Below are 25,296 nucleotides of genomic sequence, written 5' to 3'. Positions count from 1 at the left end.
TGAACAGAGGTTCCCCGGTGGGCAGTTGACGAACTGCCCACCGGGGAACCTCTGTTTGCTGTGCGCGCTAGGAGACCTGGCGTACGGGGTGCGTCAGGAGCGCCGGGGAGCGGCGGCCGTGGTGGGACGGCAGCGGTGACATGCCCTTGAGCAGTGCCACGCCGAGCGGGGTCAGCGTGTGCAGGACGGTGTTGCGGATGCGGCGGGTGGTGATGAGCCCGCTGCGTCGCAGCACCGCCGTGTGCTGGCTGGCGCCGGCCGCCGAGATGCCGAGGCGGTCGGCGAGCTGGCCGGTGGTGCAGCTGGCGCGCAGCACGTGCAGCGCGGCCGCCCGGGTCTGGCCGACCAGGGCACCGAGGGCCTGTCCGCTGTCGTCGGGCTCGTCCCACAGCGCGCCGCCCCGATGCGGGTCGGGCGGCGCGGCGAACGCCACGGTGACCGGCCCGTTCTGCGGCAGGCGCCGGATGACGCGGCCGGGGCGGTGGCCGAGGAACACCGCCGGGGTGAGCACCAGGCCGCGCCCGTCGAGCCGGATGTCCTCGTCGGGGCCGTCCTGGATCTCCAGGACCGGCGCGTTCCAGACGATCCGGGAGTGCAGCGTCGTGAACAGCTGCTCCACTCCCCCGGCCATCAGCACCCGCCCGCGCGCCTCGCACTCGGCCTCCAGGTGGGCGAGCATGTGCTCCCAGTACGGCGCCACGGCCGCCCGCCACACCCGTGACAGGTCACCGGCGGCCGGATGGAAGGGCAGCTGCCGGTCCGGATCGCCGCTCACCGGGAGGGTGTTGCGTTCGATGAGCAGCAGCAGTCCGTCGAGTCCGGGGGCGTCGGGCCCGCCGGACAGCGGAAGCGGGGAGTGGGCCAGCCGTTCGCCGACCTGGCTGCGCCAGCGCGCGAACGGCGCGCCGACGCCACGCCCGAGCAGTCCGTGGGCGAAGGCCGATTCCACGAGCGGCCCCGCGGTGGTCCTCAGTCGGGTCCGGGCGAAGTCGGCCGGCGTGAAGTGGATTCTCTGCATGGCAATTGCCCTCGTGGTCGTGCCCAGAAGACGAAGAAGACCGCGCTTGCCGACCGGACCTGACCGGTCAGGCCGACGTGCCGGTGAGCGTGACGAAGACGTCGTCGAGCGTGGGCCGGCGCAGCGCGAAGTCGGCGATGTCCACGCCCTCGTGGCGCAGTTCGGTCGCGGCGGCCGCGATGCTCTCCAGGCCGGCTTCGAGCGGGACGGAGACGGTACGCCTGTCGAGGTCGACGGACGGCTCGGCGGCGGCCACCCGGCGCAGCGCGGCCACGGCGCCGGACACGTGCTCCAGGCCGCCGGCGACCGAGACTTCGAGGCGTTCCTCGCCGACCTTCCGCTTGAGTTCGTCGGGTGTGCCCTCGGCGATCACCCGGCCGGACTCGATGACCGCGATCCGGTCGGCGAGGTGGTCGGCCTCCTCCAGGTACTGCGTGGTCAGCAGCACGGTGACCCCGTCGGCGACGAGTTCGCGTACGACGGTCCACAGGGCCGTGCGGCTCACCGGGTCGAGGCCGGTGGTGGGTTCGTCGAGGAACAGCACCGAGGGTGTCGAGACCAGACAGGCGGCCAGGTCCAGGCGGCGCCGCATCCCGCCGGAGTAGGTACGGGCCGGGCGGTCCGCGGCGCCGGTCAGGTCGAACCGTTCGAGCAGGCGCTCCGCCCGGCTGCGGGCGGCGCGCCTGCCCAGGTGCACCAGGGTGCCGATGAGGACGAGGTTCTCGCGCCCGGTGAGCATGTCGTCCACCGCCGCGTACTGCCCGGCCAGACCGATGCGCCGGCGCACTTCCTCCGGTCGGCGCACCACGTCGAAGCCGGCCACCCGCGCCCACCCGTCGTCGGGTTCGAGCAGGGTCGACAGCATCCGCACCGTGGTCGTCTTGCCCGCCCCGTTCGGCCCGAGCAGCCCGAGCACGGTGCCGGCCGGAACCGCCAGATCGACGCCCCCGACCGCCGGCCCGGCACCCTCGTAACGCTTGCGCAGGCCCTCGGCCTGGATCGCCAACTCCACATCCACAGCTGCTCCTCCGCCCCTGGTGAACCGACGCCGGCTCAGGCGGCCGGGGTGTCCGCCGGGTCCGCCGCCTCGCGCAGGCTGCGCGGGCGCATGTCGGTCCAGTGCTCCTCGACATGGGCGAGCGCCGCTTCGCGCGGGCTCTCGGCGAGGGCGACCGTCCAGCCGGCGGGCTGTTCGGCGAAGGAGGGCCACAGGGAGTGCTGGCCCTCGTCGTTCACCAGCACGAGGAAGGTACCGTCCGGGTCGTCGAAGGGATTCGCCACGTCACACGCTCCGTATTCACGTCGTTCACGTCGTCAGGTCGTCCCGGCACCTGATCGTCCCGGGCCCTTTTGATGGTCCCGGCACGCGCTGACAGAACACTGAGCGGCGGCTGACGTACGACGTGAGGCCGGTTCTCACCCGAGTGCGGCCCGCGCCCGGGTGGCGGCGACGTCGCGCTTCCCGTTGGCGTTGACGACGATCTCGTCGACGGCGTGGACCTCCTCCGGCACGAGCGCGGACGGCAGCACGGCGGCGAGCGCGGCGCGTACGGCCGTCACGAGCTCGGCCCGTCCGAGCGGTGTGGCGTCCGGCCGTACGAACAGCTCCAGGGTGTCGACGGGCCCGCGCGCCACGTCGAAGACGGCGTCGGCGACCCCGGGCACGGCCAGCACGTGGTGGCGCAGCTCACCGGGTTCGACGCGATGGCCGTTGACCTTCAACTGGTCGTCCCGTCGCCCGAGATACAGCAGCGAGCCCTCGGCGAGCAGTTCCACCACGTCCCCGGTGCGATAGGCGCGGCCCGCCCGTCCCCCGAGGTCCCGCTCGTCGATGAACCGGTCCTGCGACGGCTGCCCGAGATACCCGGCCGCGACTGCCCGCCCGGCGATCACCAACTCCCCGGGCCGCCCGGCCGGCACCGGCCGCAGCTGCTCGTCCACGACATAGGCGCGGGTGTTCCAGGCGGGCCGCCCGATGGGCACGGTCGGCGTGGACGGAACGTTCCTGTTGTCGAACCGGTGGGCGCAGCAGCCGATCGTCGTCTCGGTAGGCCCGTAGTGGTTGACGAGCCGCACGCCGTCGACCCGCGAGCCCAGCGCCGCGATCAGGGCGGGGTCCAGCCCCTCGCCCCCGAACATCAGCAGCCGGGTCACCCGGTCGTAGCTCGGCGGCTGGGCCAGCACGTCGAAGAAGCGGGCGTGGGAGGGCGTCATCTTCACGAAGGTGTACTTCTCGGCCCGCTCGCCGAACAGCGTGGCCTGGTCCCAGAGCCCGGAGACGGTCACCACCCGGCGCCCCTGGGCGAGCGGCACCCACAGCGAGGTCATGGCGAGATCGAAGCCGAGACTGGCGAACAGCGGACTGCCCAGCCCCTCGGAACCGACCAGATCCCCGCACCAGGAAACGTAGTTGGCGAGCGCCCCGTGCGGCACCATCACCCCCTTCGGCGTCCCGGTGGACCCGGAGGTGAAGACGACGTACGCGATGTCCTGCGGCCCCGGCAGCTCGCGCTCGGGCGGGGACACGACATCGGGCAGCGTCCGTACGTCGATGACGGCCATGCCCGGCAGAGCGGGCAACGCCCCGCTGTGCGCGCCGTCGTGGAGCAGCGCGGCCGGCCCGGCACCGGCCAGCACGGCGGCGGTCCGCTCCGCCGGGTGGGTCGGGTCGATCGGCACATAGGCGGCGCCGAGGGCCATGACCGCGAGGGCGGCCACCACGGTGCCGGCGCTCCGGTCGGCCAGCACGGCGACCCGGTCACCGGCCCCGGCTCCGGCCTCGTCGAGCGCGGCGGCGACGACCAGCGCGCGGTGCCACAACTGCCCGTACGTCAAGGGCGATCCGGCGGACTCCACGGCCACCGCGTCCGGGATGGTCCGCGCGTGCCGCCGCATCATCCGCACGAGGGAGTCGTCCACGACGGGACGCTCGAGGCCGGACAGCGGAGCGGGGTGGGGCACTGAGAGCATGGCTACTCCTGTGGGTTGGACCGCGCACGGCGTGTCAGCCTAGGAACGTCCGCCGCACGCGACCACGCTCTTAAGCCCCCGCCGAAACTCGCCGGTGAGCCGGTTGTGCGACCACGGCCGCCGCGAGCACGCCCCGTCCGGCCAGCCAACGCCCCGTCAGAACGGGTGCGCCGGGCACCGCCGCGGCGAAGGTGTCCCCGTCCGGGGCGAACGTGACCACCACGTCCCGGAAGCCCCACGCAACCCGGTGACGCGGGAACCAGGCCTTGTAGACGGCCTCTTTGGCACAGAACAGCAGCCGGTCCCAGCACACCTCGGGCCGCTCCCGTACGAGTTCGTCGTGCCGCCGCCGCTCCGCGGACACCGAGACGGTCTCCAGCACCCCGTCCCGCAACGGCCGCCACGGCTCGGCATCGACCCCGACCGCGCGCACGGCCCCGGCGCGGGCGACGACAGCGGCCCTGAACCCCCGGCAGTGCGTCATGCTGCCCACCACGCCGGGCGGCCAGCCGGGAACCCCGTCCCCGTCCGGCACCAACGGCACCGGCCCGACACCGAGGATCCCCAGGGCGCGCCGCGCACACCGCCGTACGTCCGTGAACTCCCGCAGCCGCCCCTCGGCGACGGGTCCCAGGGCCGCCTGTTCCTCCGGGAAGAGAGCACCGCCGCGGGACTCGTCCCCGGGCTCGACGAAGGCGTCGACTCCGACGACCCCGGCCGGCAGCAGCGCCTCGATCACCCGGGCCGCCGCAGGACCAGCCGCAGCACCTCGGCCCCCAGCTCCGTCTCCGGGTCCCCGAGATCGAAGGGCAGGTCGAAGTGGTGCCGCCCGGCCACCACGAGGTCGGTGACAACGGCGCCGCCCGCACGCGCGTGCGCGACCCACCGGTCGTGCTGTCCGGCGAAGGCGCCGGTCTCGTTCTCTCCCCGGGCGACGACGAGCTCGGGCAGCGGGGCCGACGGCCGCGACAGCGGGCTGACGTCGCGGGCCTCGTCCGCGTCCATGCCCAGGGCGTCGTTGACGTAGGTGTGACGCAGCGGCTCCAGGTCGTACACGCCGCTGATCAGCGTGGCCGACGCGACCTCCGATCCGAGGGACTCCAGCGCGCAGGCGACCAGATGGGCGCCCGCGGAGTGCCCGGCCAGATGCACGGCGCCCGGCGCACCGGGCAGATGGCGCAGGCCGGCGCGGATGTGGTGCAGCGACGCGCTCACCATGGCGGTGATCTCCCGCATCGGGTACCGCGGCGCGAGCCCGTAGGCGAGCGCGGCGAACGACACGCCCGCCGCCACGAAGTCCCGTGCGGCGAAGGCGGCTTCGTCCTTGCTGAGCTCCTGCCAGTAGCCGCCGTGCACGAACACGACGAGCGGCGCACCCTCGCCGTCCGCCGGAAACAGGTCGAACCGCTGCTCGGGCAACGGCCCGCAGCTCAGGTCCCGGTGGACGGTGAGCGAGGACTGGGCGTACGCGCTGTCCGTGCCGTACCGGGTGAGGTGGACGCCGAGGTCGTCGACCAGCGAGCTGGGCGAGTACTCCCGGTCGAGCTCGCGGCGCGCCGAGTCGGCGTTCACGACAGGGGTTTCCATACGTCGGGCAGCACCCGGCGGAGCGCTGCCCGCCACAGGTACGACGCCCCTTCGGATCCGGCGGTGCCGGTGGCCGCGCCGAGGAACCGCTCGGCGAGCACCGCGTGCCGGGCCCGCCAGGTGGCCATGGCCTCGTCGAAGTCGATCAGCGCGGCACGCACCCGCCCGGCGGCCTCCCGGTCCGCGCTGCGGTCGACGAAGTCACGGTAGGCGTCGTGCACGGACCGCTCGTCGAGCCGGCCCCGCAGCCGGTTCTGGTCGCTCTCGGTGAACCCGGCGGTCCCCAGATACCGGGTGTCGCGCAGTCCGCAGAGGAACTCGATCTCCCGGAACTGCGCCGACTGGAAGCCGCTCGCCTCCCCCAGCTGGGTCCGGATGAGGTGGAAGGCGTCGTCGGTGAGCGTGGCGAGGCCGTCGAAGTGCCGGGTCAGGGTGGACATGATGACGGGCAGCGGGGCGGCCCGGCGTACGGCCAGGGCCGCGTCGTCCGCGTCGAGGGCGGCGCGGATCTCCTCCAGGTGCCGCAGCAGGACGGCGAAGAAGATCTCGCAGGACTGATGGGTGGCCAGGAACAGGACCAGGTCCACGTCGTCGTCGTGCACGCGGGCGGCCGTCAGGAGTTCGTCGAGTCGGAGTACGTGCCCGTAGGGCGGGGTGGCAGTCGCGCCGTTCACATGGACCTTCTTCCTCACAGGTTGCTCGCGGCTTCCTGGGGCCGTGAGCGTAACGACGCTGCGAGTGGTGGGCACCGAGATCAAGCGGAGGCTTAAAAGCACACCACCGCGAGCCCCGCGACCGGCACGTGAAAACTTCATCCCTCAGTGGTGAGCCCGGCACTGTCAGTGCCGGGCGCTTGTTCCCAGAATCTTCCTCAGAACGGCACAGGCGAACGGCACAGGCAAACGGCAAACCCCCCTCAGGAAAAAGGACTTTCACGTCATGAATCTCACCACGTCCAGCTCTCGCGCCTCCTCCGCCCCGGCCACGGGAACCGGCGCCCGCGCCACCGGTCCCGTACGCGGTGTTCTGACGATCGAGCACCTCGACGCGCTGCCCGAGCACGCGGTCGCCCTGTCGACGTTCTGCATCGCCACGGAAGCGGCCCTTCCGGCCGGTGTGCGGGGAACGGGGCAGTTCGAGATATGACGGCTCCGGAGAGTCGGAGAACGGATGGCCTGCTGGTGGGCTTCAAGAGCCACCTGCGTCCGGCGGTCTCCCCGGGGGAGGCGACGTACCTCGTGTCACGTCACGGGGTCACGGCGCTGCACGGCGGTCAGGTCGAGGTGCTGGTGCCCCTTCTGGACGGCACCCGCACCCGCCGGACCGTCCTGCGGGAGGCCGCGGCCGCCCTGGGCACCGAGGAGGCCGACGCGTCACTGCGGACGATGGAGGCGGCGGGGCTGCTGCGCTTCAGCCCCGCCGCGCAGCCGGACACCGCGCGCACCGATCCGGCCGCCGGGGCGTACTGGGACCTGATCGGTCTCGACGGCGGCCGGGCGGAGGCCGACCTCGCGGACGCCGCACTCGCGATCGTGCCGCTCCCCGGCCTCGACGCCGACCCGGTGGCCGCGGCCTGCCGCGCCTCGGGCATCACCGTCGTCGGGAACGCCGAGAACGAGAACCCCGCGGACGCCGACTTCACGCTCGTCCTGTGCGACGACTACCTGTCGCCGCAGCTGGCCGAGGTGGACCGGGCGCAGCGCGCGGCCGGCCGCCCCTGGCTGCTGGCCAGGCTGTGCGGCGCCGACCCCTGGGTGGGCCCGGTCTTCCGCCCCGACGACGGCCCGTGCTGGCACTGTCTGGCCGTACGGCTGCGCGGTCACCGGCATGCGGAGCTTCCGGTACGGCGTGCCCTGGGTCTGCGCGGCCCGCTGCCCCGCCCGGCGGCGTCGGTGGCGGCGGGCCGTTCGCTGGCCGTGGACCTGGCCGTCCTGGAGACGGCGAAGTGGCTGGCCGGTGTGCGCCGGCCGGAGCAGGACCGTATTCACACCCTGGACACCCTGCGCCTGCGGACGGCGTCCCACCCGGTGACCAGGCGCCCGCAGTGCCCGCACTGCGGAGACCCCGGGCTGGTGGCCCGGCGGACACGGGAGCCGTTCGTCCCCGTCTCCCGCCCGAAGGCCACGACGGCCGGCGGCAGCCACCGGGCGCTCACCCCGGAGCACATGCTGCGGACGCACGGCCATCTGGTCGACCCGGTGACGGGAGTGGTGAAGGAACTGCGCCGGACGCCCGGCAGCCCCGACTTCGTCCACAGCTATCTGTCGGGGCACAACCTGGCCGTCCAGTCGGCGACACTGGCGGGCCTGCGCTCCGGGCTGCGGGCGCTGAGCGGCGGCAAGGGCCTCACCGAGACCCAGGCCCGGGTCAGCGCCCTGTGCGAGGCGGTGGAACGGCACAGCGGCACCCGGCACGGCGACGAGCCGACGACTCTGGACTCCTACCGCGCGCTGGGTCCCGCGGCGATCCACCCCAACACCAGCCAGCTGTACGCGCCACGCCAGTACGCGGAACGCCACCGCTGGAACGCCGCCCACTCCCGCTTCCAGTACGTGTCGCCCCCGTTCGACGAGACCCGCCCCACCCACTGGACCCCGCTGTGGTCGCTGACCTCCGGCACGCAGCGCCTGCTGCCCACCTCGATGCTGTACTTCGCCGGCGAAGAGCGCCCGGGCGACCCCGCGGACGGCCTGTGGGCGGACTCCAACGGGAACGCGGCGGGCAGCAGTCCCGAGGACGCCCTGGTGCAGGGCTTCCTGGAACTCGTCGAGCGGGACGCGGTGGCTCTGTGGTGGTACAACCGCACCCGCCAACCGGCGGTGGCCCTGGACACCTTCGACGACCCGCGCATCGAGCGCCTGCGTGCCGGATACCGGGGCCTGCGCCGGGAGTTGTGGGTGCTGGACCTGACCTCCGACTTCGGCATCCCGGTCCTGGCGGCCCTCTCCCGCCGCACCGACAAGCCGTCCCAGGACGTGATCTTCGGTTTCGGCTGCCACTTCGACCCGAGGGTGGCCCTGACCCGCGCGCTGACCGAGATGGGCCAGCTCCTGTCGGCGGTGCACGAGGCGCGCCCCGACGGCACGGGTTACGGCATCGACGACCCCGAGCCCCTGACCTGGTGGCACCGGGCCACGACCGCCAACGAGCCCTGGCTGACACCCGACCCGCGCACGGCACCGCGCACCCCGCACCACTGGCCCGCCCCCGGCCGCGCCGACCTCCTGGACGACGTCCGGACCATCACGGACCTGGTCCGCGCGAAGGGCCTGGACCTGCTGGTCCTGGACCAGACCCGGCCGGACATCGGCATCCCGGTGGTGAAGGTGGTCGTCCCCGGCCTCCGCCACTTCTGGGCCAGATTCGCCCCGGGCCGCCTCTTCGACACCCCGGTCCGCCTGGGCCGCCTCCCCGAACCCACCCCGTACGACCGCCTGAACCCGACCCCCCTCTTCGTCTGACCGCCCCCTCCCCCGCCGCGGTACCGGGCTTCCTCCCCCTCGGCCCGGTACCGCGGCCCTCTCGAACGTGCGCCTGCGCCGCGCTGTCCGTCATGTCACCCTGGCCGTGCCGTCGCCGCCGTCACCCCTCCTGCGGAGGAGATTCCTCGCATGTCCATACCCCTACGTATTCCCTCGCCACGAGGCGGTGGCGCAGGTTCCGTGTCCGGGCCGGTGTTCGAGGGTGTGGTGGGGGAAGTGGGGGCATCTGACAAGTAGTCGGTCCCCGCACGTATCAGGCAGGACGGTACGTGCACATCCCCCCACGCACGGAGGAGTCGCCCATGCTGCGCGGCATCGACGTAAGCGCCTACCAGTCGTCCGCTTTCTCCACCGACGGTCTCTCCTTCGTCTTCGTCAAGGCGACGGAGGGCCATACGTACGTCAATCCGAAACTCACCGCGCAGGTGAAGACGGCCCGGGACGCCGGGTGCGTGGTCGGGTTCTACCACTTCCTGTGGCCCGGCGACATCACAGCCCAGGCCGAGTACTTCGTCGGCAAGGCCCCCGAGAAGGCCGGGGACCTGCTCGCCGTCGACTGGGAGGCCAACGGTGACGGCACGCACGCGAGCAACGCCGAGAAGGACCGTTTCATCCGGATGGTGAAGCAGCTTCGGCCGAACCACCGGGTCCTCCTCTACACCAACCGCAACTACTGGCTCACCGTCGACACCACCTCGTACGCCGGAGACGGCCTGTGGATCGCCGACTACGTGACCGCGGGCAAGCCCCGCATCAAGGCCTCGTGGCGATTCCACCAGTACACCGACGAGCCCCTGGACAGGGACGTCGCGAACTTCGGCAGCAAGGCCGCGCTGAAGGAGTGGGCGACGGGGGGATGACGGAGGCGGACAGGGGCTGGCGGGCCGGCCGCCGCCCCCTGTGGAACGGACGGAAACCTCGTGGCCGCCGGGCTCATGACGCCGGTATCGTCCGGGCTCCCCCGTACCTCCCCCGTCGAAAGCGGTGCGCATGTCCAGCCAGCCGGCGACCACGACCCTGTGGCGCCCCACCGGTCCCAAGGAGCTGGACCTGGTCCGGCAGTCGGGGTGGCACGCCTGGCCGCCCCGGCTGCCCGAGCAGCCGATCTTCTATCCGGTGCTCAACGAGGACTACGCGATCAGGATCGCGCGGGACTGGAACGTGAAGCACGACGGTGCCGGTTTCGTCACGCGCTTCGAGGTCGAGTCGGAGTTCCTGAGCCGGTACCCCGTCCAGCAGGTCGGCGGGCGGACCATCCTGGAGTTGTGGGTGCCGGCCGAGGAACTCGACGAGTTCAACGCCCACATCGTCGGAGAGATCCGGCTGACCCATGAGTTCTCCCACCGTGAAGCACCGGTTCCGGAGGGCGAAGGACCCGTCGCAGGTGAACCTGCGGCAGGTGCACCTCATACATGAGGAGCTGTTCGACGAGCTGTGTGAGAGCGGCTTCACCGTCGCTCCCGGGGAGCTCGGGGAGAACGTCAGCACCCGGGGTGTCGATCTGCTGGGGCTGCCGGTGGGCACGCTGCTGCGTCTCGGGGACGAGGCCGTCGTGGAGATCACCGGTCCGCGCAATCCCTGCGCGCAGATCGACGACTTCCAGAAGGGGCTGCTCAAGCAGGTCGTAAGGAGGGACCAGGACGGCGGCGGCGTCGTCCACGAGTCCGGGGTCATGAGCGTCGTACGGGCAGGCGGTGTGGTGCGGCCCGGGGACCCCGTCGAGGTCGAGTTGCCGGTCGGGCCGCACCTTGCGCTGCGGAGCGTCTGACGTTACGCGCGGAAGTCCGCGGAGCGCTCCCGGGGCGCCTCCGCCAGCGCCTTGGTCACCTCGTCCACGCCCTTCTGGAGGCCGTAGACCGGGGTGCCGGGCTGCTGGCGCCAGGAGTCGTCGAGGCCGCCCGTGTCGACCGTGTCGAAGCCGAGTTCGTCGATGAGCTCACGTACGACCCGCTTGGCGGCCTCGTCGTCACCGGCCACCGGCAGCGCCAGTCGGTCGGGGGCGCCGGCCGGACGGTGCCGGTCCAGGATGTCCTGGGCGTACGTGCCGTTGAACGCCTTGACTACGGTGTGGCCGATCTGCCGGGCCGTCCAGCCGCTCTCGGTCAGGCCCTCGTCCTCGATCGCGGCGATCCTGCCGTCGCGCTGCTGGGGGTAGTAGTTGCCGGTGTCGATGACGGCGACGCCCTCGGCGGCCTGGTCCACAAGCCCGTGCGGCAGGTTCGGGACGGCCTTCAGGGGAACCGTGACGACGACGACCTCGGCGTCGCGCGCCGCGTCCTCGACCTTGACGGGGGTCGCCCCGGTTTCCTCGGCGAGTGCGCTGAGGGTCCCCGGACCGCGGGAGTTCGCGACCGAGACGTCGTGTCCGAGGGCGGTGAGCCGTCGGGTGAGGTTGCCGCCGATGTTGCCCGCTCCGATGATGCCGATCTTCATGATGGACAGGCCCTTCCGGGGTTGACGCCACTGGACTGACGGTGATCGTCAACCGTGGTACCCACGCACCTATTCCGGGACGTAAGGCGTTCGGGTGACGGGCCGCCGCAACAGGGCCGGCGTCTCCTCCAGCTCTCCTCGGAACACCGTCCCCGCCGTGTCCGCGTCCCCGTCCGCGACGGCCACCAGGTCCAGCATCTCGATCAGGCCCTCCCGCAGCGCGGGCACGAACTCCCCGAAGAGGTCGGTGAGTACGGGGTTGCGGGCAGAGGCGACCACGGCCGCGCACCGCGCGCACGGCATGACGAAGGGGCGCCCGCCGGATGGTCGGCGGGCGCCCCTGTGTCCGGGTCACCTGTTCAGGGGCCGGGTCACTTGTTCAGGTGGGTCCAGAACTCGTCGAACGAGAGGACCTTGTCCCCGTTGAGGTCGCGGGTGGCGATGATGGCCTCCGCCACCGACTCGGTGACGTTCCAGTCGCCGCCCTGGGCGAGGGCGCTCTTGAACTCGGCCGCGGTGATGAAACCGTCACCGTCCGTATCGATCCGCTCGAACTGCTTGCGTGCTTCCTCGATGTCCGCCACCGATCCGCCCCTTCGTAGTGCATTACCGCTGTATTGACGGAGGTCAGATTAACGGTCCGCGCCGGCCCTCAGTGCGGCGACCACCCAGCCGAACTCCGCACGGTGCGCGGACGGGGTCCCCGCGCCCTTCACCGTGGACAGCAACTCCCGGTACCGGGCGAGCCGGTCGTTGGACGCCGACTCCATGCGTGCGAGTACGGCGGCCGGGTCGCCGTCCCCCAGCACCTCCCGCAGAAGCGCCGCCGCCTCCGGCGACTCGGGGGCGATTCCCCGGGCGCGGGCCTCGGTCGCCAACCGGAGCATGCGCATGGGGAACCACAAGGATCGCCCGGCGGCCGCGGCGCGGTCCTGGTCGGCCGCGTTGAACTCGACCACCTCGCGCATCTGCGCCCGGAACTCCGGATCCTGGACCATCTCCGCCAGCTCCACCCAGGCGTCCACCTGCTCGGGGGTCGGCTCCTCGGGCAGGTCCACCGCGGTGGAGCGCATCCGCTCCTGGATGGCCGGATCCACGGAGTCGAGCCCGTGGAACAGCTCCTCCACGAACTCCTCCATGATCCGTTTCCGTTCGGCGGCCGACAGCCGCGCCAGCTTGTTCATGAGCGTCATCTCCTCCGCGGTCGAACCGCGTCGCGCCACGGACGACAGCACCGCCCTCGTCACCTTCAGCGAGCTGATCTGCGCGTCCAGCGCCGTCACATGGGCGGCGGCCACCTCCGCGACCGTCGTCTCGCCGGCCAGCACCTTGCGTACGTCGTCCAGACCGAGCCCCAGTTCGCGCAGGGTGCGGATCAGTTCGAGACGGGCCACGGACGCGGCGTCGTACAGCCGGTAGCCGCCCGAGGAGCGGGCCACCGGGGGCAGGGCGCCCTCGTCCGACCAGTAGCGGATGGTGCGCACGGTCAGTCCGGTGGCCCGGGCCAGCTCGCCGATGGTGAGAAGTCCGGTGCCGTCGTCGATCATGTCTGCGAGTCTGGGCCTTCCAGTGGGTGGAGACTCAAGGAGCACGGTGGTGGAGACTCTTCGGGACATTCTCGACGCGGCGGCCCGGGGCGTCTTCCCTCCGTCCGACGGCCGTACGACCGTCGTGCCGCAGGCGTCCGACCGGGACGCGGGCGTGCTCGCCTTCACCGCGCACGCGGTGGTCTTCACCGACGAGGATCCGCGGTGGGTGTACGACACGCTGGCCGCCGTGCCGTACGACGCCCTCGCGGCGCCGATGAACGCCCGTTTCCTGGCTGCTTTCCTGGAGCGGACGGGGCGTACGTCCGAGACGATCGACGCGATGCTCGTGGGCTCTCCCCTGCCGGGCGAGCCGGCGCTCCCGCTGAAGGAGGTCACGGACGGCGAGCATCCGCGGATCGTGTACGCCCGTAGGCGCCGCGACGACGTGCGCGCGTGGACGACGGAGGGCGGTGTGCTGGTGCTGGGGCGAGGGATCGCGGGGCGGCTCGAGGTCTCCGTCGAGGTGGACGAAGGAGTACGGCACCGAGGGCTGGGCCGGGCCCTGGTGACGGCGGCCCGGCAGCTCGCCCCGGAGCCGCTGTGGGCCCAGGTCGCGCCCGGGAACGCCCGCAGCATGCGGGCGTTCCAGGCGGCCGGTTACCGTCCCGTGGGCTCGGAGGCGCTGTTCATCGCCGGATAGGCGTCAGTGCCAGGGCTCGTAGTACGGGTTGCTCTCGCAGTCGCTCATGATCTCGGTCTTGGTCTTCTTGTCGACCGGGCAGACACCGATGACGTACTGGCGCGCGATACCGCCGGGGAAGGCCACCTCGACCTGGTCGGCCCACTTGTGGGTGTCACCGATGGTCTTGTTGACGTCGACACCGCCGGGCGCGTCGATGTAGTAGTTGAAGCCCGACTTGTACCAGGTCTTGTACAGGTCGTGGTCGTACGTCGTCGACACGTACGGCGAGGGCTGGTTGACCAGGACGTACTGCTCGATGTCGTACTGCCCGTTGATGACGTCCTTGGGGTAGAAGCCCTGCTCGAAGACGGTGGCGGGGCCCCGGCTGTCGCTGCGGTACAGCGTGCCGCAGGTCTTGCGCCAGACCGGCTCGGGGGTGATGCGGTCGACCTGCACGCGGTGGTCGGCGGCGGCCTTGACCGGGTCGTCGAACTGGGGGCAGGTGGGCGCGACGGACTTGGCGAGCGGGGCGGCCGGGGTCGCGGGGAGAGTCGCGGCGGAGGTCGCGAAGACCGCCGAGAGGGAGACGACGGCGGCGGCGGCCCGCCGCCGCAGGCGAGTTGTGATCATGGGGAGCACGATCTCGGTTCTGCGGCGGCGGGCCGGGGATCTTCACCCGTACGGCGGCGTGTCACCGCCTTCGGGTCGGCCGGGCGCGGATCAGCGGAAGATGCCGGTGTGGCCGAGCGAGTAGCGGCCCGGCTGCGGGTAGACGGCCAGGCCGTGCGGGCCGCTGCCGACCGGGATGCGGGCCAGCTGGACGCCGGTGCGGGTGTCGATGGCGTACACCTCGGAGTTGTAGCGGCCCGACAGCCACAGGACCTTGCCGTCGGCGGAGACGCCGCCCATGTCGGGGCTGCCGCCGTGCGGCAGGCGCCACTTCTTGGTCAGACCGTTCTGGGCGAAGTCGAAGACGGAGATGGTGCCCTCACCCCGGTTGGAGATGTACATCTCGCGCGAGTCACGGCTGACGTAAAGCCCGTGGCAGCCCTTGCCGGTCGGGAGGAAGGTCGGCTTCGTGAACTTGTCCCCGTCGAGGACCCACACGCCGTTGGCCACCATGTCGGCGATGTAGAACCGCTTGCCGTCGGGAGAGATCTTGACGTCCTGCGGCATGGCGCCGCGGAAGGGCAGCTTCTCCTGGGCGATCACCTTCATCCGCGCGGTGTCGACCTTCAGCAGCTCGCCGCTGAACTCGCAGGACACGATGAAATAGCGGCCGTCGGGGGAGAAGTCGGCGTGGTTGACGCCGTAACAGCTGACGGGCTCGGTCCGCACGCGCTGCATGGTGTGCGCGTCGCGGAAGACCAGCTCGCGGTCGAGGGAGGCCATGACGATCGCGTACTTGCCGTCGGGCGTGAAGTACAGGTTGTACGGGTCGTGCACGTCGACGGTCTTGCCCGCCTTGCCGGTCCTCGGGTCGATGGGGGTGAGGGTGTTGCCCCGGTCGTTGTTGACCCAGAGCGTCTTCATGTCCCAGGAGGGGACGACGTGCTGGGGCTGGGCGCCGACCCGGATCGTCTCGATGACCGTGTACGTCTTCGGGTCGATCACGGAGACCGTGTTGGAGTTGGTGTTGGGGACGTACACGCGGGACGGGAAGTCCTTGACGACCGGCGAGAGCTTGTTCGGCCGGTCGGCGGCGTAGACGTCCCTCGGGTCGAGCACGGGCGGCATGCCGGGCAGGCCGTCGGCCTGCTTCGGCTGGGCCGGTTTGACGGCGGCCTGGGTGCCGACGGCCTCGTGCGCGGTGTTCTTGGACTCGCCGTCGCAGCCCGGAAGTACGGCGAGCGCGGCGAGTACCGCGCCCGCGAGCAGGGCGCGCTTCGTGAGGTTGCGGTTGCGGTGCATCAGCTCAGCAGCTCCGTGGTGGTGACCGCGCGCAGACCGCGGCGGCCGAGTTCTTCCAGGACGGCGGGGAGCGCGGCGACCGTGTCCGCGTACCCGAAGTGCAGGCTCACCACCGATCCGTCGCGGACCCCGCCGATGACCTGGCGGGTGACGGCGGGGGCGCCCGGCGAGGTGTAGTCGAGCGAGTCGACGTCGTAGGAGAGGACGTGCGGGTAGCCCACACGGCGGGCCACGCCCGCCACGAGGGCGGAGGCGGTCGGGGTGCGGGAGGGCCTGAACCAGGTGCCGATGGACCCGGTCAGCCGCCGCAGCCGGTCCGCGCAGCCGCGGATCTCGGCCTCCGCGTCCGCCTCGGACATCGCGTTGATGGCGAGATGGCGCAGGGTGTGGTTGCCGAGGTCGTGGCCGCCGTCGAGGATGCGGCGGGCGATGTCGGGGTGCTCGTCGAGCCAGCTGCCCACCGCGAGCACGGTGACGCGGGCGCCGGCTTTCTCCGCCTCGCCGAGCAGTGCCTTGGCGACGGCCGGGTCGCCCTGGCCGTGGAAGGTGAGGGCGACCCGGGGGCGGTCGCGGGGGCCGTGGGTGATCTCGGCGGGCTGCCGCGGGAAGCGGCGGGGCGCGGGCGCGGCGGCGGGCTTGGCGGAGAGGTTCGCGGAGGGGGAGGGAGAGAGGGCCGTGCGGGACACGGCGACCGGGTGGGCGACGACGCCGGTCGTGGAACACCCCGCGGCGAGTGTCCCGGCGGCGAGCGCGACACCCGACCGCAGCGCCGCACGCCGATCCGGAACCGTACGAGGATCCGGCGCCGCACGCGCGACGCTTCCGTCGGAGCTTCCGTCGGGGCAGCCGTCGGAGCCTGCGTCGGGGGACGGCTGAGGGGGACGAGCGGACGTGATCACCCGCACCATTTAAGGGTGCAATGGTAAGAAAACGTGCGATTGGTCCGATTAGTGACGGTGCGGGTCGCGGTGCGGGCCCCGGGGGCGAGCGGTCAGCGGTCGGCGACACGCATCTCGAACCAGGTGGTCTTGCCGCGGGGCAGGAGGTCGACTCCCCAGCGGTCGGAGAGCTTGTCGACGAGAAAGAGACCGCGGCCGCTCAGGTCCATCTCCTGGACCGGCATCAGACAGGGAAGACCGCGGGAGGGGTCACGGACCTCGACGCGGATCCAGCCCCGGCGGCGCCGCATCCGAAGTCCGAAGACGCGGGCGCCCGTGTGCCGTACGGCATTGCCGACGAGTTCGGACACCAGTAACACGGCGTCCTCGGTCATCTTCGGGGAGAGCCCCCAGTGCCGCAGGACGATGACCTGGGTGAGGCGTCGCGCGGTGGCGGCGGACTCGGGGCGGGACGGCAACGGGACCTCGCCCTCCGTCGGATTGCCGAACAACTCGAGCGCCTTGAGCGCCCGCTCGTCCTCGACCGCAGGCGACCAGCGCGCCGCGGTCGCACTCCCGTGCCGCCGCGGCTGTTCCATACCCTCCAGCCCCGCCATGCCCCCCATCATGGCCGCACAGAGCCCGCTTCGGGGCCGTTCCGGAGGAATACGCCCCCCGGAACCGCCCATTCCACAACATCCTATCGGCATATGCCCCAGGCAGTTCGGGGCTCGTCGGGGCCCAACTGACCTGCCAGAATGCCCCAGTTGGCGGCAATCGCCAGCCGCCCCCGACAAGGCAGGCTTAAGGTTGCCTTAAGCCTGGCATAAACCAGCCCTTCGGGGGACACCGGATAAGACATCGCGTCAACTGCAAGGGGATCAGAGGAACTTCGCCTTCCCCGGCCCCTCCTCCACGAAGCTGCGCATGCCGCGCTCGCGGTCCTCGGTCGCGAACAGCCCCGCGAACCAGTTCCGTTCCATCGCGAGCCCCGTCTCCAGATCGGTCTCCAGACCCATGTCGATGGACTCCTTGGCGGCGCGCAGCGCGAGCGCGGGACCCTGCGCCAGCTTCGCGGCCCACGCGTGCGCCTGGGCGTACACCTCGTCGGCCGGGACGACCCGGTCCACGAGACCGAGCGACAGCGCCTCGTCGGCCTTCACCATCCGCCCCGTGAAGATGAGGTCCTTCGCCTTGGAGGGGCCGATGAGGCGAGACAGGCGCTGGGTGCCGCCGGCGCCCGGGATCAGGCCAAGGAGGATCTCCGGCTGGCCGAGCTTGGCGTTGTCCGCGGCGATACGGAAGTCCGCGCAGAGCGCCAACTCGCAGCCACCGCCCAGCGCGTACCCGGTGACGGCGGCGACGACCGGCTTGGGGATACGGGCCACGGCACTGAAGGAGTCCTGCAGGCCACGGGACCGCACGACCATCGCCGCGTGGTCCATGGCCTGCATCTCCTTGATGTCCGCGCCCGCCGCGAACACCTTCTCGCCGCCGTAGATGACCACGGCGCGCACGTCCTCGCGGCGCGTGGCCTCCTCGGCGAGCTCCTTGAGCCGGTCCTGTGTGGCGACGTCCAGCGCGTTCATGGGCGGGCGGTCCAGGCGGAGGGTGCCGACGCCTTCGGCCACTTCGAGATGCACAGTCATGAGGGCAGGTTAACGGGGACTAACGACAACGGGCCCGGTGTACTCGGTCACAGAGGTGACCGGACACAGCGGGCCCGTCGAGGCGAAACGGTCAGGCGGTCCAGGCCGACCAGGACATGTTCCAGCCGTTGAGGCCGTTGTCCGGGGCGACCGTCTTGTCGTGGGAGTTCTTCACGATCACCACGTCACCGGTGATGGAGTGGTCGAAGAACCAGGCGGCGGGCGCGCTGCGGTCGCCGCCGCCGCGCACGTCGCGCAGGCCCACGCAGCCGTGGCTGGCGTTGTAGTTGCCGAAGGCGTCGCCGCCCCAGTAGTTGCCGTGGATGAAGGTGCCGGAGTCGGTCAGGCGCTGGGCGTCGGGCACGTCCTTGATGTCGTACTCGCCGCCGTAGCCGACCGTCTCACCGTTCATACGGGTCACCCGGAGCTGCTCACTGATGACCATCTGGCCGTTCCAGGTGTCGTAGCCCGGCTTGCCCGTGGTGATCGCGATGGTCTTGATGACCTTGCCGTCGCGCTTGACGACCATCTTGTGGGTCTTGGCGTCGACCGTGGAGACCTGGCTGCGGCCGATCGTGAAGGTCACGGTCTTGGCCTGCTTGCCGTAGACGCCGGGCCGGCCCTCGACGCCGTCGAGGTTGAGGGTGACGGTGACCTTCGTACCGGCCTTCCAGTACTGCTCGGGACGGAAGTCGAGGCGGTCGTTGCCGAACCAGTGGCCCTGGACGTCGACGGCCGGCTCGGTCTTGATCTTGATGGCCTTCTCGACGGCGTCCGGGTGTGTGATGCCCCGGGTGAAGCGGACCGAGAAGGGCATGCCGACGCCGACCTTGGAACCGTCCTCGGGCGTGAACATGCCGACGAAGGTGTTCTTCGGGGTCAGCGTGGTGAAGGCGGACTCCTCGGCGGCCTCACGGCCGTCGGCGTCCTTGGCCACCGCGTGGACCTTGTACTTGGTGGCGGAGGCGAGGTGGGTCGAGGGCGTCCAGGTGGCGCCCCCGCCGGTTATCGCGCCGTCGACCGCGTTGCCCTTGCCGTCCTTGACCGTGACCTCGGTCAGCTTGCCCTTGGCCGCGGAGACCTTGAGGGCCCCGCTGGTGGCCACGCCGTTCGTGCCGTCCTTCGGGGCGATGGTCACCACGGCCTGCGAGACCTTGGTGTCGGCCTTGGTGGAGCTGCCCGTGCTCTTGCCCTTGCCGTTCCCGGACCCGGAGTCCGAGTCCCCTCCCCCGCCGCACGCGGTCACGGCGAGCAGCAGTACGCCCAGCAGCAGCGCCAGGATCCCCTTGCTCCCCCGTGCCCGCGTTCCAACCGACGCCCCCGATATCGGTCGCCCGTTCAAGTCTGTTCTCCCCTCGCACGGCCTGATCAGGCCCGCACCCCAGCGCGTCGCCGCGCGTATCGCGCTAATTAATCACACGGCTCTGAGAGATGGCTCCCCGGGATTGTCACCGTTCAGTCCCAAGTTCGGCCGTGTGGGGGCGCGCTGGAGTCCCCTGCCCTAACGACACGTACGTACCCCTTTGACCGGGCTGCTTCGCCGGGCTACTTCACCGCGCTGCCCGCCTTCCACTGCTTCCAGTCCATGTTCCAGCCTCCGAGGCCGTTGTCGGGCGCGACTTCCCTGTCGTCGCTGTTGACGACCTCGATGACGTCGCCGATGAGACTGCGGTCGAAGAACCAGCCCGCGGGGGTGTCGGAGCTGCCGCCCTTCACGTCCTGGAGACCGACGCAGCCGTGGCTGACGTTGCTGTTGCCGAAGACGCCCGAGGCCCAGTAGTTCCCGTGCACGAAGGTCCCGGAGTCGGTGAGGCGCATCGCGTGCGGGACGTCCGGGATGTCGTACTCGCCGCCGAAGCCGACCGTGCGGCTGTTCATCCGGGTCACGTCCAGCATCTCCATGACGACCATCTTCCCGTTGTACGTCGTCCTCTTGGGGGCGCCCGCCGTGATCGGCACCGTGGCGAGGAGGTCGCCGTCGCGGCGTACCTCCATGGTGTGCGCGGCGGCGTCGACCAGCGAGACCTGGCTGCGTCCGATGGTGAACGAGAAGGTCCTGTACTGGAGTCCGTAGACGCCCTTCGCCCCCTCGACGTCGCGCAGCCGCAGCCCGACGGTGACCTTCGTGCCCGGTTTCCAGTACTTCTCGGGCCGGAAGTCGAGGCGGCTCTTGCCGAACCAGTGCGGGCGGACCTGCACCGCGGGGCTGGCCTCGATGTGGATCGCGCGCTCGACGGCGGACCGGTTCTCGATCTCCCGGTTGAACGCCAGGGAGACGATCATGCCGGTGCCGACGGTGGAGCGGTTCTCCGGCGTCACGTATCCGATGAACCGCTCCTCGGGGACGTACGTCGTGAACGTCGTGTGCCGCGCCGAGCGCCGCCCGTGCCCGTCGAGGGCCACCACGTCCACGGTGTACTTGGCGGCGAGCGCGAGCAACGGATCGTCGGGGGCCCAGGTCAGGCCGTCGGCGGAGATGCGCCCGGGCACCGCGGACTCCTGCGCGTCCTGGTCCTTGACGACCTGCACGGACTCCAGACGCCCGTCGGGCACCCGCACCCGCAGCGCCTGTCGCGGGCGTACGCCCTTGCTGTTGTCGTCGGGAGAGATCCGGATGACGTCCTCGGCGGCGGGGGGTTTGCCGAGCACCTCCTCCATCCCGTGCGAGGTGCAGCCGGCGGCTCCGGCGAGCAGGCCGGCCCAGGTCAGTACGGCGGCCAGTGCGGCCCCTGCGTGCCGCGCGCGTGTCTGTTCGTGCTTCACAGCGGGCCCAACGAGTGTGCACCTCTGGGGAAACGTGAGTGCGAGCCAAGCGCTGGGCAGAACAGTGGGGAGGACGACGAAGGGGAGCCGCGGCCGGGACGCCGCACGCTCCTCTTCCGGTCGTCCACCGAGCCGCAGGAGGCTGAACGGTGTCGAGCGCAGCCGAGCAGGAGGCAGTGCCGGAGGGGCGGGCCACGGGCGAGAAGCTGCCCACGCAGTCGTCCCCCGTGCTGAACGGCGCCCAGCGGGCGCCGTCGCCCGCCGTGTCCGTGTGGCCGGGCGCCCCGACCCCGCTCGGGGCGCGCTTCCGCGTCGGCCCCGACGGCGCCGCGGGCACCAACTTCGCCCTGTGGGCGGGCGGGGCGGAGGCCGTCGACCTCTGTCTCTTCGACGAGCGGGACGGCGAGGTCCACGAGACGCGTGTACCGCTCTTTGAGCTGACCCACGAGATCTGGCACGGCTTCGTCCCCGGCGTGCTGCCCGGCCGCCGCTACGGCTACCGCGTGCACGGCCGCTGGGACCCGTGGACCGGCGCCCGTTGGAACCCGGCGAAGCTGCTTCTCGACCCGTACGCCCGTGCGGTGGACGGCGACTTCAGTCTGCCGCCCGAGGTGTACGGGCATGTCCGGGACTGGCCCCAGCAGCAGGTCGCGGACACCGTGCGCGACGACCGGGACTCGGCGCCGTACGTCCCCAAGGGCGTCGTCGTCCACGATGACGACGACTGGTCGGACGACCACCGCCCGAAGACCCCGTGGGCGGACTCGGTGATCTACGAGCTGCACGTGCGCGGTTTCACCCGGCTGCACCCCGGGATCCCGGAGGAACTGCGCGGGACCTACGCCGGGCTCGCGCACCCCGCGGCGATCGAGCACCTGGTCGGGCTGGGCGTCACGGCTGTGGAACTCCTGCCCGTCCACCAGTTCGCCCACGAGGACCACCTCCTGCGGCGCGGCATGAAGAACTACTGGGGCTACAACTCGATCGGCTACTTCGCCCCGCACGCGGGCTACGCGTCCTCCGGGACGACGGGGCAGCAGGTCGGTGAGTTCAAGCGGATGGTGCGGGCGCTGCACGCGGCCGGTATCGAGGTGATCCTCGACGTGGTCTACAACCACACGGCGGAGGCCGGCGAACTGGGCCCGATGCTGTCCCTGCGCGGCATAGACAACCGGGGGTACTACCGGCTCCAGTCCGATGCCCGCCGGTACGCCGACTACACGGGCTGCGGCAACACGCTGCACGTGGTGCAGCCGCACGTCCTGCGCCTGATCACGGACTCGCTGCGGTACTGGGTGACGGAGATGGGGGTGGACGGCTTCCGCTTCGACCTGGCGGCGGCGCTGGCCCGCTCGATGCACGACGTCGACATGCTCTCCCCCTTCCTCGCGGTCATCGCCCAGGACCCGGTCCTGCGTCGGGTGAAGCTGATCGCCGAACCGTGGGACGTCGGTTCCGGCGGCTACCAGGTGGGCGCCTTCCCACCCCTGTGGACGGAGTGGAACGACCGCTATCGCAACGCCGTCCGGGACTTCTGGCGGGGCGCGCTGCCGGACGTACGGGACCTGGGGTACCGCCTCTCGGGGTCGAGCGACCTGTACGCGTGGGGCGGGCGGCGCCCCTATGCCTCGGTGAACTTCGTGACCGCCCACGACGGCTTCACGCTGCGCGACCTCGTCTCCTACGAGCGCAAGCACAACGAGGCCAACGGGGAGGGGAACCGGGACGGCACGAACGACAACCGTGCCTGGAACTGCGGGGCGGAGGGGGAGACGGACGAGGAGCGGGTACGGGGGTTGCGGCGGCGCCAGTTGCGGAACCTGCTGACGACGTTGTTGCTGTCCACCGGGGTGCCGATGCTCGTCGCGGGGGACGAGTTCGGGCGCACCCAGCGCGGCAACAACAACGCGTACTGCCAGGACAACGAGATCAGCTGGGTCGACTGGAGCCTGCTGGAGGAACCGGGCTGGCGGGCGCTGTTCGACCTGACATCCCGGCTGATCTCCCTCCGGCACCAGCACCCCGTGCTGCGGCGCCGGGCGTTCTTCTCCGGGCGGGCCCATTCGGTGGACGGGTTGCGGGACCTGGCGTGGTTCACTCCGCGCGGGGCGGAGATGACGGAACGGGACTGGTACGCGCCGGCCGCCACGCTGGGGATGTACCTCTCCGGCCGGGACATCCCCGGACGCGATGCCCGCGGAGCGCCGGTCGTGGACGACAGCTTCCTCGCGGTGCTGCACGCCGGGGACCGTCCGGTGAGCTTCGTCCTGCCGGGACCTCCGTGGGCCTCGCGCTACGAACTCGTGGTCGACACCTCGACGGAGGATCAGGCGCGGGCGCCGGGCGTGATCCACCGGGCGGGCGGCACGGTCACCGTGCCGGCGCGTGCGGTGCTGTTGCTACGGGTGGTGGGCTGAGGCTTTCGGGGGCGCGGGGATTCGGGGCGAGGCCCCGCCTCAGGTGCCTTCAGCCCAGGATGCCCCGGTCGTAGGCGACCGCCACCGCCGCCGCGCGGTCGTTGACGCCCAGCTTGGCGTACAGGTGGGTGAGGTGGGTCTTGACCGTGGCCTCGCTGATGAACAGGACCCGGGCGATCTCACGGTTCGAGGTGCCCTTGGCGACCAGCGCCAGGACCTCGCGCTCGCGGGCCGACAGGGAGTCCTGGGTCGAGGCGGGCGCGCGGACCGCCGAGACCAGGCGGGAGGCGACCGCCGGGGAGAGCACCGTGCGGCCCTGCGCTGCCGCACGGACGGCGGTGAAGAGCTCCTCCCGCGGGGCGTCCTTCAGCAGATAGCCCGTCGCGCCCGCCTCGATCGCGGGGAGGGTGTCGGAGTCGGTGTCGTAGGTGGTCAGGACGAGCACCTTGGCGCGGGCGCCGCGGCGGGTGAGTTCCGCGATGGCCTCGACTCCGTTGCCGCCGGGCATGCGAAGGTCCATCAGGACGACGTCCGGGTCGAGCGAGGCGGCGAGGGCGACGGCCTCGACTCCGTTCGCGGCCTCGCCGAGGACCGTGAATCCCGGCGCGGACTCGAACATGCCGCGCAGACCGTCCCGTACGACGGGATGGTCGTCGACGATCAGCAGGGTGATCACAGCGTCATCGGTCACGTCATCGGTCATCGCGGACCAACGGTACGCGAGCCGAGACCGCCGTGCCGTGCCCCGGCTCCGCCTCGATGGTGAGGGTGCCTGCGATGCGTTCGGCGCGGGCGCGCATGCCGTCGAGGCCGAACCCGCCGGCGCGAGTGCGCTCGGGAAGCGCGAGAGGGTCGAAGCCCTGTCCGTCGTCGCGGATGTCGAGGATGACCTCGTCCCCCAGGAAGGAGAGGGTGACGCCGAGGCGGGTGGCGTGCGCGTGCCGGGCGGCGTTGGACAGGGCCTCCTGGACGATCCGCAGGAGGGTCGCCGCGATCTCGTCGTGGAGTTGCTCGGCCGTGCCCGTCACGGTGAACTCGGCACGTATGCCGGTTCGTTCGGCCCATTCGGCCACCGTCTTCTTCAGCGCCTCCGGCAGACCGTCGTCCGCCAGCGCCACCGGAGCCAGGTTGTGCACGGAGCGGCGGGCCTCGCCGAGGCTGTGTCTGGCGAGCCCGGAGGCGCGTTCGAGGTGGGTGTGGGCAGTGGTCAAGTCGGTTGCTCCGGCCACGACTTGTAGCTGGGCGATGATGCCTGTCAGGCCCTGGGCGATCGTGTCGTGGATCTCGGCGGCCAGCCGGCGGCGTTCGTCGGCGACGCCCGCTTCCCTCGCCTGGACCAGGAGTTGGGCGTGCAGGGCGGCGTTCTCGTCGAGGGCCTGTTGCAGGGCGGCGTTGGTGCGTTCGAGTTCGGTGATGGTCTCGGTGCGCTCGCGGGAGCGCTGGGCCTCCTGCTGGGTGAGATGGGCGACCACCATCTGCAGGCCGGAGTTGGCGACCACGAGCGCGGCGAAGAGGATCCACTGCACGCCACTCCCGAACGGCAGCCCGCCGGCCTGCGCACCTGCCACGGTGACCGCGCTCGCGAACAGTCCGAGCCGCTGCCACCTGCCCGGGATCAGCTCGTCGGCGTCCATGTAGCCGGCGGCGGCGTAGAACGCGAAGAACGGGTCGATCCAGGTGAGGGCGAAGCCGATGGCCCAGCGGACGACGTAGTACGCCGTCCCTGCCCGGGACGGGATCCGGCCGCGGCCGGACCGCCGGGAACGGGTGCCGTGCCACCACAGCTGGAGGGCGACCGCGGCGGCGACCAGGGTCCAGCCGGCGTACCACTGGGCGGAACGGTCCGTCAGGCCGGTGGAGGCGACCGCGAGGACGACACCGATGCCGAGCAGCCCGTACGGCCCCCAGACGTGCAGCTGCTCCCAGCGCCGGTCGATCCGCCGGTCCGTGGTGGTCATCTCCCCAGTCTGCACGGCC

At 71.5% G+C, this 25,296-nt stretch carries 25 protein-coding genes and 2 pseudogenes; 7 read left to right on the top strand and 20 right to left on the bottom strand.

Features of this window, described 5'->3' with window-relative positions; all coding sequences use genetic code 11:
* Nucleotides 1–67: 67 nt before the first annotated feature.
* The 7 genes from AQJ27_RS20290 to AQJ27_RS20260 form a co-directional block, all read right to left on the bottom strand.
* A complete protein-coding gene (locus AQJ27_RS20290; protein WP_067370771.1) occupies nt 68–1,018 on the bottom strand; it encodes an ArsR/SmtB family transcription factor in 951 nt (316 codons plus the stop codon).
* Nucleotides 1,019–1,085: 67 nt separating this feature from the next.
* Complete coding sequence (locus AQJ27_RS20285; RefSeq protein WP_067371328.1) at nt 1,086–2,030, bottom strand: ATP-binding cassette domain-containing protein; 945 nt, start codon at nt 2,028–2,030, stop codon at nt 1,086–1,088.
* Nucleotides 2,031–2,071: 41 nt separating this feature from the next.
* Nucleotides 2,072–2,299 (bottom strand): MbtH family protein, encoded by a 228-nt coding sequence (locus AQJ27_RS20280; protein WP_067370770.1) that lies wholly within the window; start codon nt 2,297–2,299, stop codon nt 2,072–2,074.
* 135 nt (nt 2,300–2,434) lie between these two features.
* Nucleotides 2,435–3,988 (bottom strand): amino acid adenylation domain-containing protein, encoded by a 1,554-nt coding sequence (locus AQJ27_RS20275; RefSeq protein ID WP_067370768.1) that lies wholly within the window; start codon nt 3,986–3,988, stop codon nt 2,435–2,437.
* Nucleotides 3,989–4,058: 70 nt separating this feature from the next.
* Nucleotides 4,059–4,727, bottom strand: a complete 669-nt coding sequence (locus AQJ27_RS20270; protein WP_067370766.1) for a 4'-phosphopantetheinyl transferase family protein — start codon at nt 4,725–4,727, stop codon at nt 4,059–4,061.
* Nucleotides 4,724–5,560 carry an alpha/beta hydrolase gene (locus AQJ27_RS20265; RefSeq protein ID WP_235613552.1) on the bottom strand — a complete coding sequence of 279 codons (837 nt, stop codon included), beginning with the start codon at nt 5,558–5,560 and terminating at the stop codon, nt 4,724–4,726. Before AQJ27_RS20265 ends, AQJ27_RS20270 begins: the two co-directional genes overlap by 4 nt.
* A complete protein-coding gene (locus AQJ27_RS20260; RefSeq protein ID WP_235613553.1) occupies nt 5,557–6,249 on the bottom strand; it encodes a tryptophan 2,3-dioxygenase family protein in 693 nt (230 codons plus the stop codon). The genes AQJ27_RS20265 and AQJ27_RS20260 overlap by 4 nt, the downstream gene beginning before the upstream one ends.
* A gap of 265 nt (nt 6,250–6,514) precedes the next feature.
* On the opposite strand from AQJ27_RS20260, the gene AQJ27_RS20255 reads away from it, so the two are divergent.
* The 5 genes and pseudogenes from AQJ27_RS20255 to AQJ27_RS20235 form a co-directional block, all read left to right on the top strand.
* Nucleotides 6,515–6,721 carry a hypothetical protein gene (locus AQJ27_RS20255; protein ID WP_067370761.1) on the top strand — a complete coding sequence of 69 codons (207 nt, stop codon included), beginning with the start codon at nt 6,515–6,517 and terminating at the stop codon, nt 6,719–6,721.
* Nucleotides 6,718–9,036, top strand: coding sequence for a TOMM precursor leader peptide-binding protein (locus AQJ27_RS20250; protein ID WP_067370756.1), 2,319 nt, complete (start codon nt 6,718–6,720; stop codon nt 9,034–9,036). Before AQJ27_RS20255 ends, AQJ27_RS20250 begins: the two co-directional genes overlap by 4 nt.
* A gap of 323 nt (nt 9,037–9,359) precedes the next feature.
* The gene (locus tag AQJ27_RS20245) at nt 9,360–9,917 is read left to right on the top strand and encodes a glycoside hydrolase family 25 protein (RefSeq protein WP_067370754.1); all 558 of its coding nucleotides are present in this window, start codon (nt 9,360–9,362) and stop codon (nt 9,915–9,917) included.
* A gap of 130 nt (nt 9,918–10,047) precedes the next feature.
* Nucleotides 10,048–10,395: pseudogene (locus AQJ27_RS20240) on the top strand (hypothetical protein); the annotation flags it as partial.
* A gap of 4 nt (nt 10,396–10,399) precedes the next feature.
* A pseudogene (locus tag AQJ27_RS20235) lies at nt 10,400–10,825 on the top strand (MOSC domain-containing protein); the annotation flags it as partial.
* Nucleotides 10,826–10,827: 2 nt separating this feature from the next.
* On the opposite strand, the gene AQJ27_RS20230 reads toward AQJ27_RS20235, so the two are convergent.
* The 4 genes from AQJ27_RS20230 to AQJ27_RS20215 form a co-directional block, all read right to left on the bottom strand.
* Complete coding sequence (locus tag AQJ27_RS20230) at nt 10,828–11,499, bottom strand: NADPH-dependent F420 reductase (RefSeq protein ID WP_268814584.1); 672 nt, start codon at nt 11,497–11,499, stop codon at nt 10,828–10,830.
* Between the two features lie 60 nt (nt 11,500–11,559).
* Nucleotides 11,560–11,769, bottom strand: coding sequence for a hypothetical protein (locus tag AQJ27_RS20225; RefSeq protein WP_067370749.1), 210 nt, complete (start codon nt 11,767–11,769; stop codon nt 11,560–11,562).
* Nucleotides 11,770–11,861: 92 nt separating this feature from the next.
* Entirely contained in the window at nt 11,862–12,074 is a 213-nt protein-coding gene (locus AQJ27_RS20220) for an EF-hand domain-containing protein (RefSeq protein WP_067370747.1), read from the bottom strand.
* Between the two features lie 48 nt (nt 12,075–12,122).
* Nucleotides 12,123–13,037, bottom strand: coding sequence for a helix-turn-helix domain-containing protein (locus AQJ27_RS20215; RefSeq protein WP_067370745.1), 915 nt, complete (start codon nt 13,035–13,037; stop codon nt 12,123–12,125).
* A 49-nt stretch (nt 13,038–13,086) separates the two neighbouring features.
* Here AQJ27_RS20215 and AQJ27_RS20210 point away from each other — a divergent pair, with 49 nt between their 5' ends.
* Nucleotides 13,087–13,719, top strand: a complete 633-nt coding sequence (locus AQJ27_RS20210; RefSeq protein WP_201264318.1) for a GNAT family N-acetyltransferase — start codon at nt 13,087–13,089, stop codon at nt 13,717–13,719.
* 3 nt (nt 13,720–13,722) lie between these two features.
* Here the strand turns inward: AQJ27_RS20210 and AQJ27_RS20205 are convergent, their stop codons facing one another.
* From AQJ27_RS20205 to AQJ27_RS20175, 7 genes are all read right to left on the bottom strand, one after another.
* The gene (locus AQJ27_RS20205; protein WP_067370741.1) at nt 13,723–14,331 is read right to left on the bottom strand and encodes an ADP-ribosyltransferase; all 609 of its coding nucleotides are present in this window, start codon (nt 14,329–14,331) and stop codon (nt 13,723–13,725) included.
* 90 nt (nt 14,332–14,421) lie between these two features.
* The gene (locus tag AQJ27_RS20200; RefSeq protein WP_067370738.1) at nt 14,422–15,612 is read right to left on the bottom strand and encodes a YncE family protein; all 1,191 of its coding nucleotides are present in this window, start codon (nt 15,610–15,612) and stop codon (nt 14,422–14,424) included.
* Complete coding sequence (locus tag AQJ27_RS20195; protein WP_079065105.1) at nt 15,612–16,520, bottom strand: polysaccharide deacetylase family protein; 909 nt, start codon at nt 16,518–16,520, stop codon at nt 15,612–15,614. Before AQJ27_RS20195 ends, AQJ27_RS20200 begins: the two co-directional genes overlap by 1 nt.
* 83 nt (nt 16,521–16,603) lie before the next feature.
* Complete coding sequence (locus AQJ27_RS20190) at nt 16,604–17,107, bottom strand: ATP-binding protein (protein ID WP_067370735.1); 504 nt, start codon at nt 17,105–17,107, stop codon at nt 16,604–16,606.
* Nucleotides 17,108–17,371: 264 nt separating this feature from the next.
* Nucleotides 17,372–18,139, bottom strand: a complete 768-nt coding sequence (locus AQJ27_RS20185; protein ID WP_067370732.1) for an enoyl-CoA hydratase/isomerase family protein — start codon at nt 18,137–18,139, stop codon at nt 17,372–17,374.
* A gap of 91 nt (nt 18,140–18,230) precedes the next feature.
* Complete coding sequence (locus tag AQJ27_RS20180) at nt 18,231–19,481, bottom strand: L,D-transpeptidase (protein WP_067370729.1); 1,251 nt, start codon at nt 19,479–19,481, stop codon at nt 18,231–18,233.
* A 203-nt stretch (nt 19,482–19,684) separates the two neighbouring features.
* Entirely contained in the window at nt 19,685–20,902 is a 1,218-nt protein-coding gene (locus AQJ27_RS20175; protein WP_067370725.1) for a L,D-transpeptidase, read from the bottom strand.
* Nucleotides 20,903–21,051: 149 nt separating this feature from the next.
* Between AQJ27_RS20175 and glgX the strand changes: the two genes are divergently transcribed.
* Nucleotides 21,052–23,319, top strand: coding sequence for a glycogen debranching protein GlgX (glgX, locus tag AQJ27_RS20170; protein ID WP_067370722.1), 2,268 nt, complete (start codon nt 21,052–21,054; stop codon nt 23,317–23,319).
* A gap of 49 nt (nt 23,320–23,368) precedes the next feature.
* Here glgX and AQJ27_RS20165 read toward each other — a convergent pair whose 3' ends face one another.
* Both AQJ27_RS20165 and AQJ27_RS20160 read right to left on the bottom strand, forming a co-directional pair.
* Nucleotides 23,369–24,022, bottom strand: a complete 654-nt coding sequence (locus AQJ27_RS20165) for a response regulator (RefSeq protein WP_067370720.1) — start codon at nt 24,020–24,022, stop codon at nt 23,369–23,371.
* A complete protein-coding gene (locus tag AQJ27_RS20160; RefSeq protein WP_067370716.1) occupies nt 24,012–25,277 on the bottom strand; it encodes a sensor histidine kinase in 1,266 nt (421 codons plus the stop codon). The genes AQJ27_RS20165 and AQJ27_RS20160 overlap by 11 nt, the downstream gene beginning before the upstream one ends.
* Between the last annotated feature and the right edge of the window lie 19 nt (nt 25,278–25,296).

Origin of the sequence: Streptomyces olivochromogenes, from assembly GCF_001514115.1 — a bacterium.
In the GTDB taxonomy this organism is placed as follows: domain Bacteria; phylum Actinomycetota; class Actinomycetes; order Streptomycetales; family Streptomycetaceae; genus Streptomyces; species Streptomyces olivochromogenes.
The sequence above is the reverse complement of the archived record's forward strand: the minus strand, read 5'-3'. Positions and strand labels throughout refer to the sequence as shown.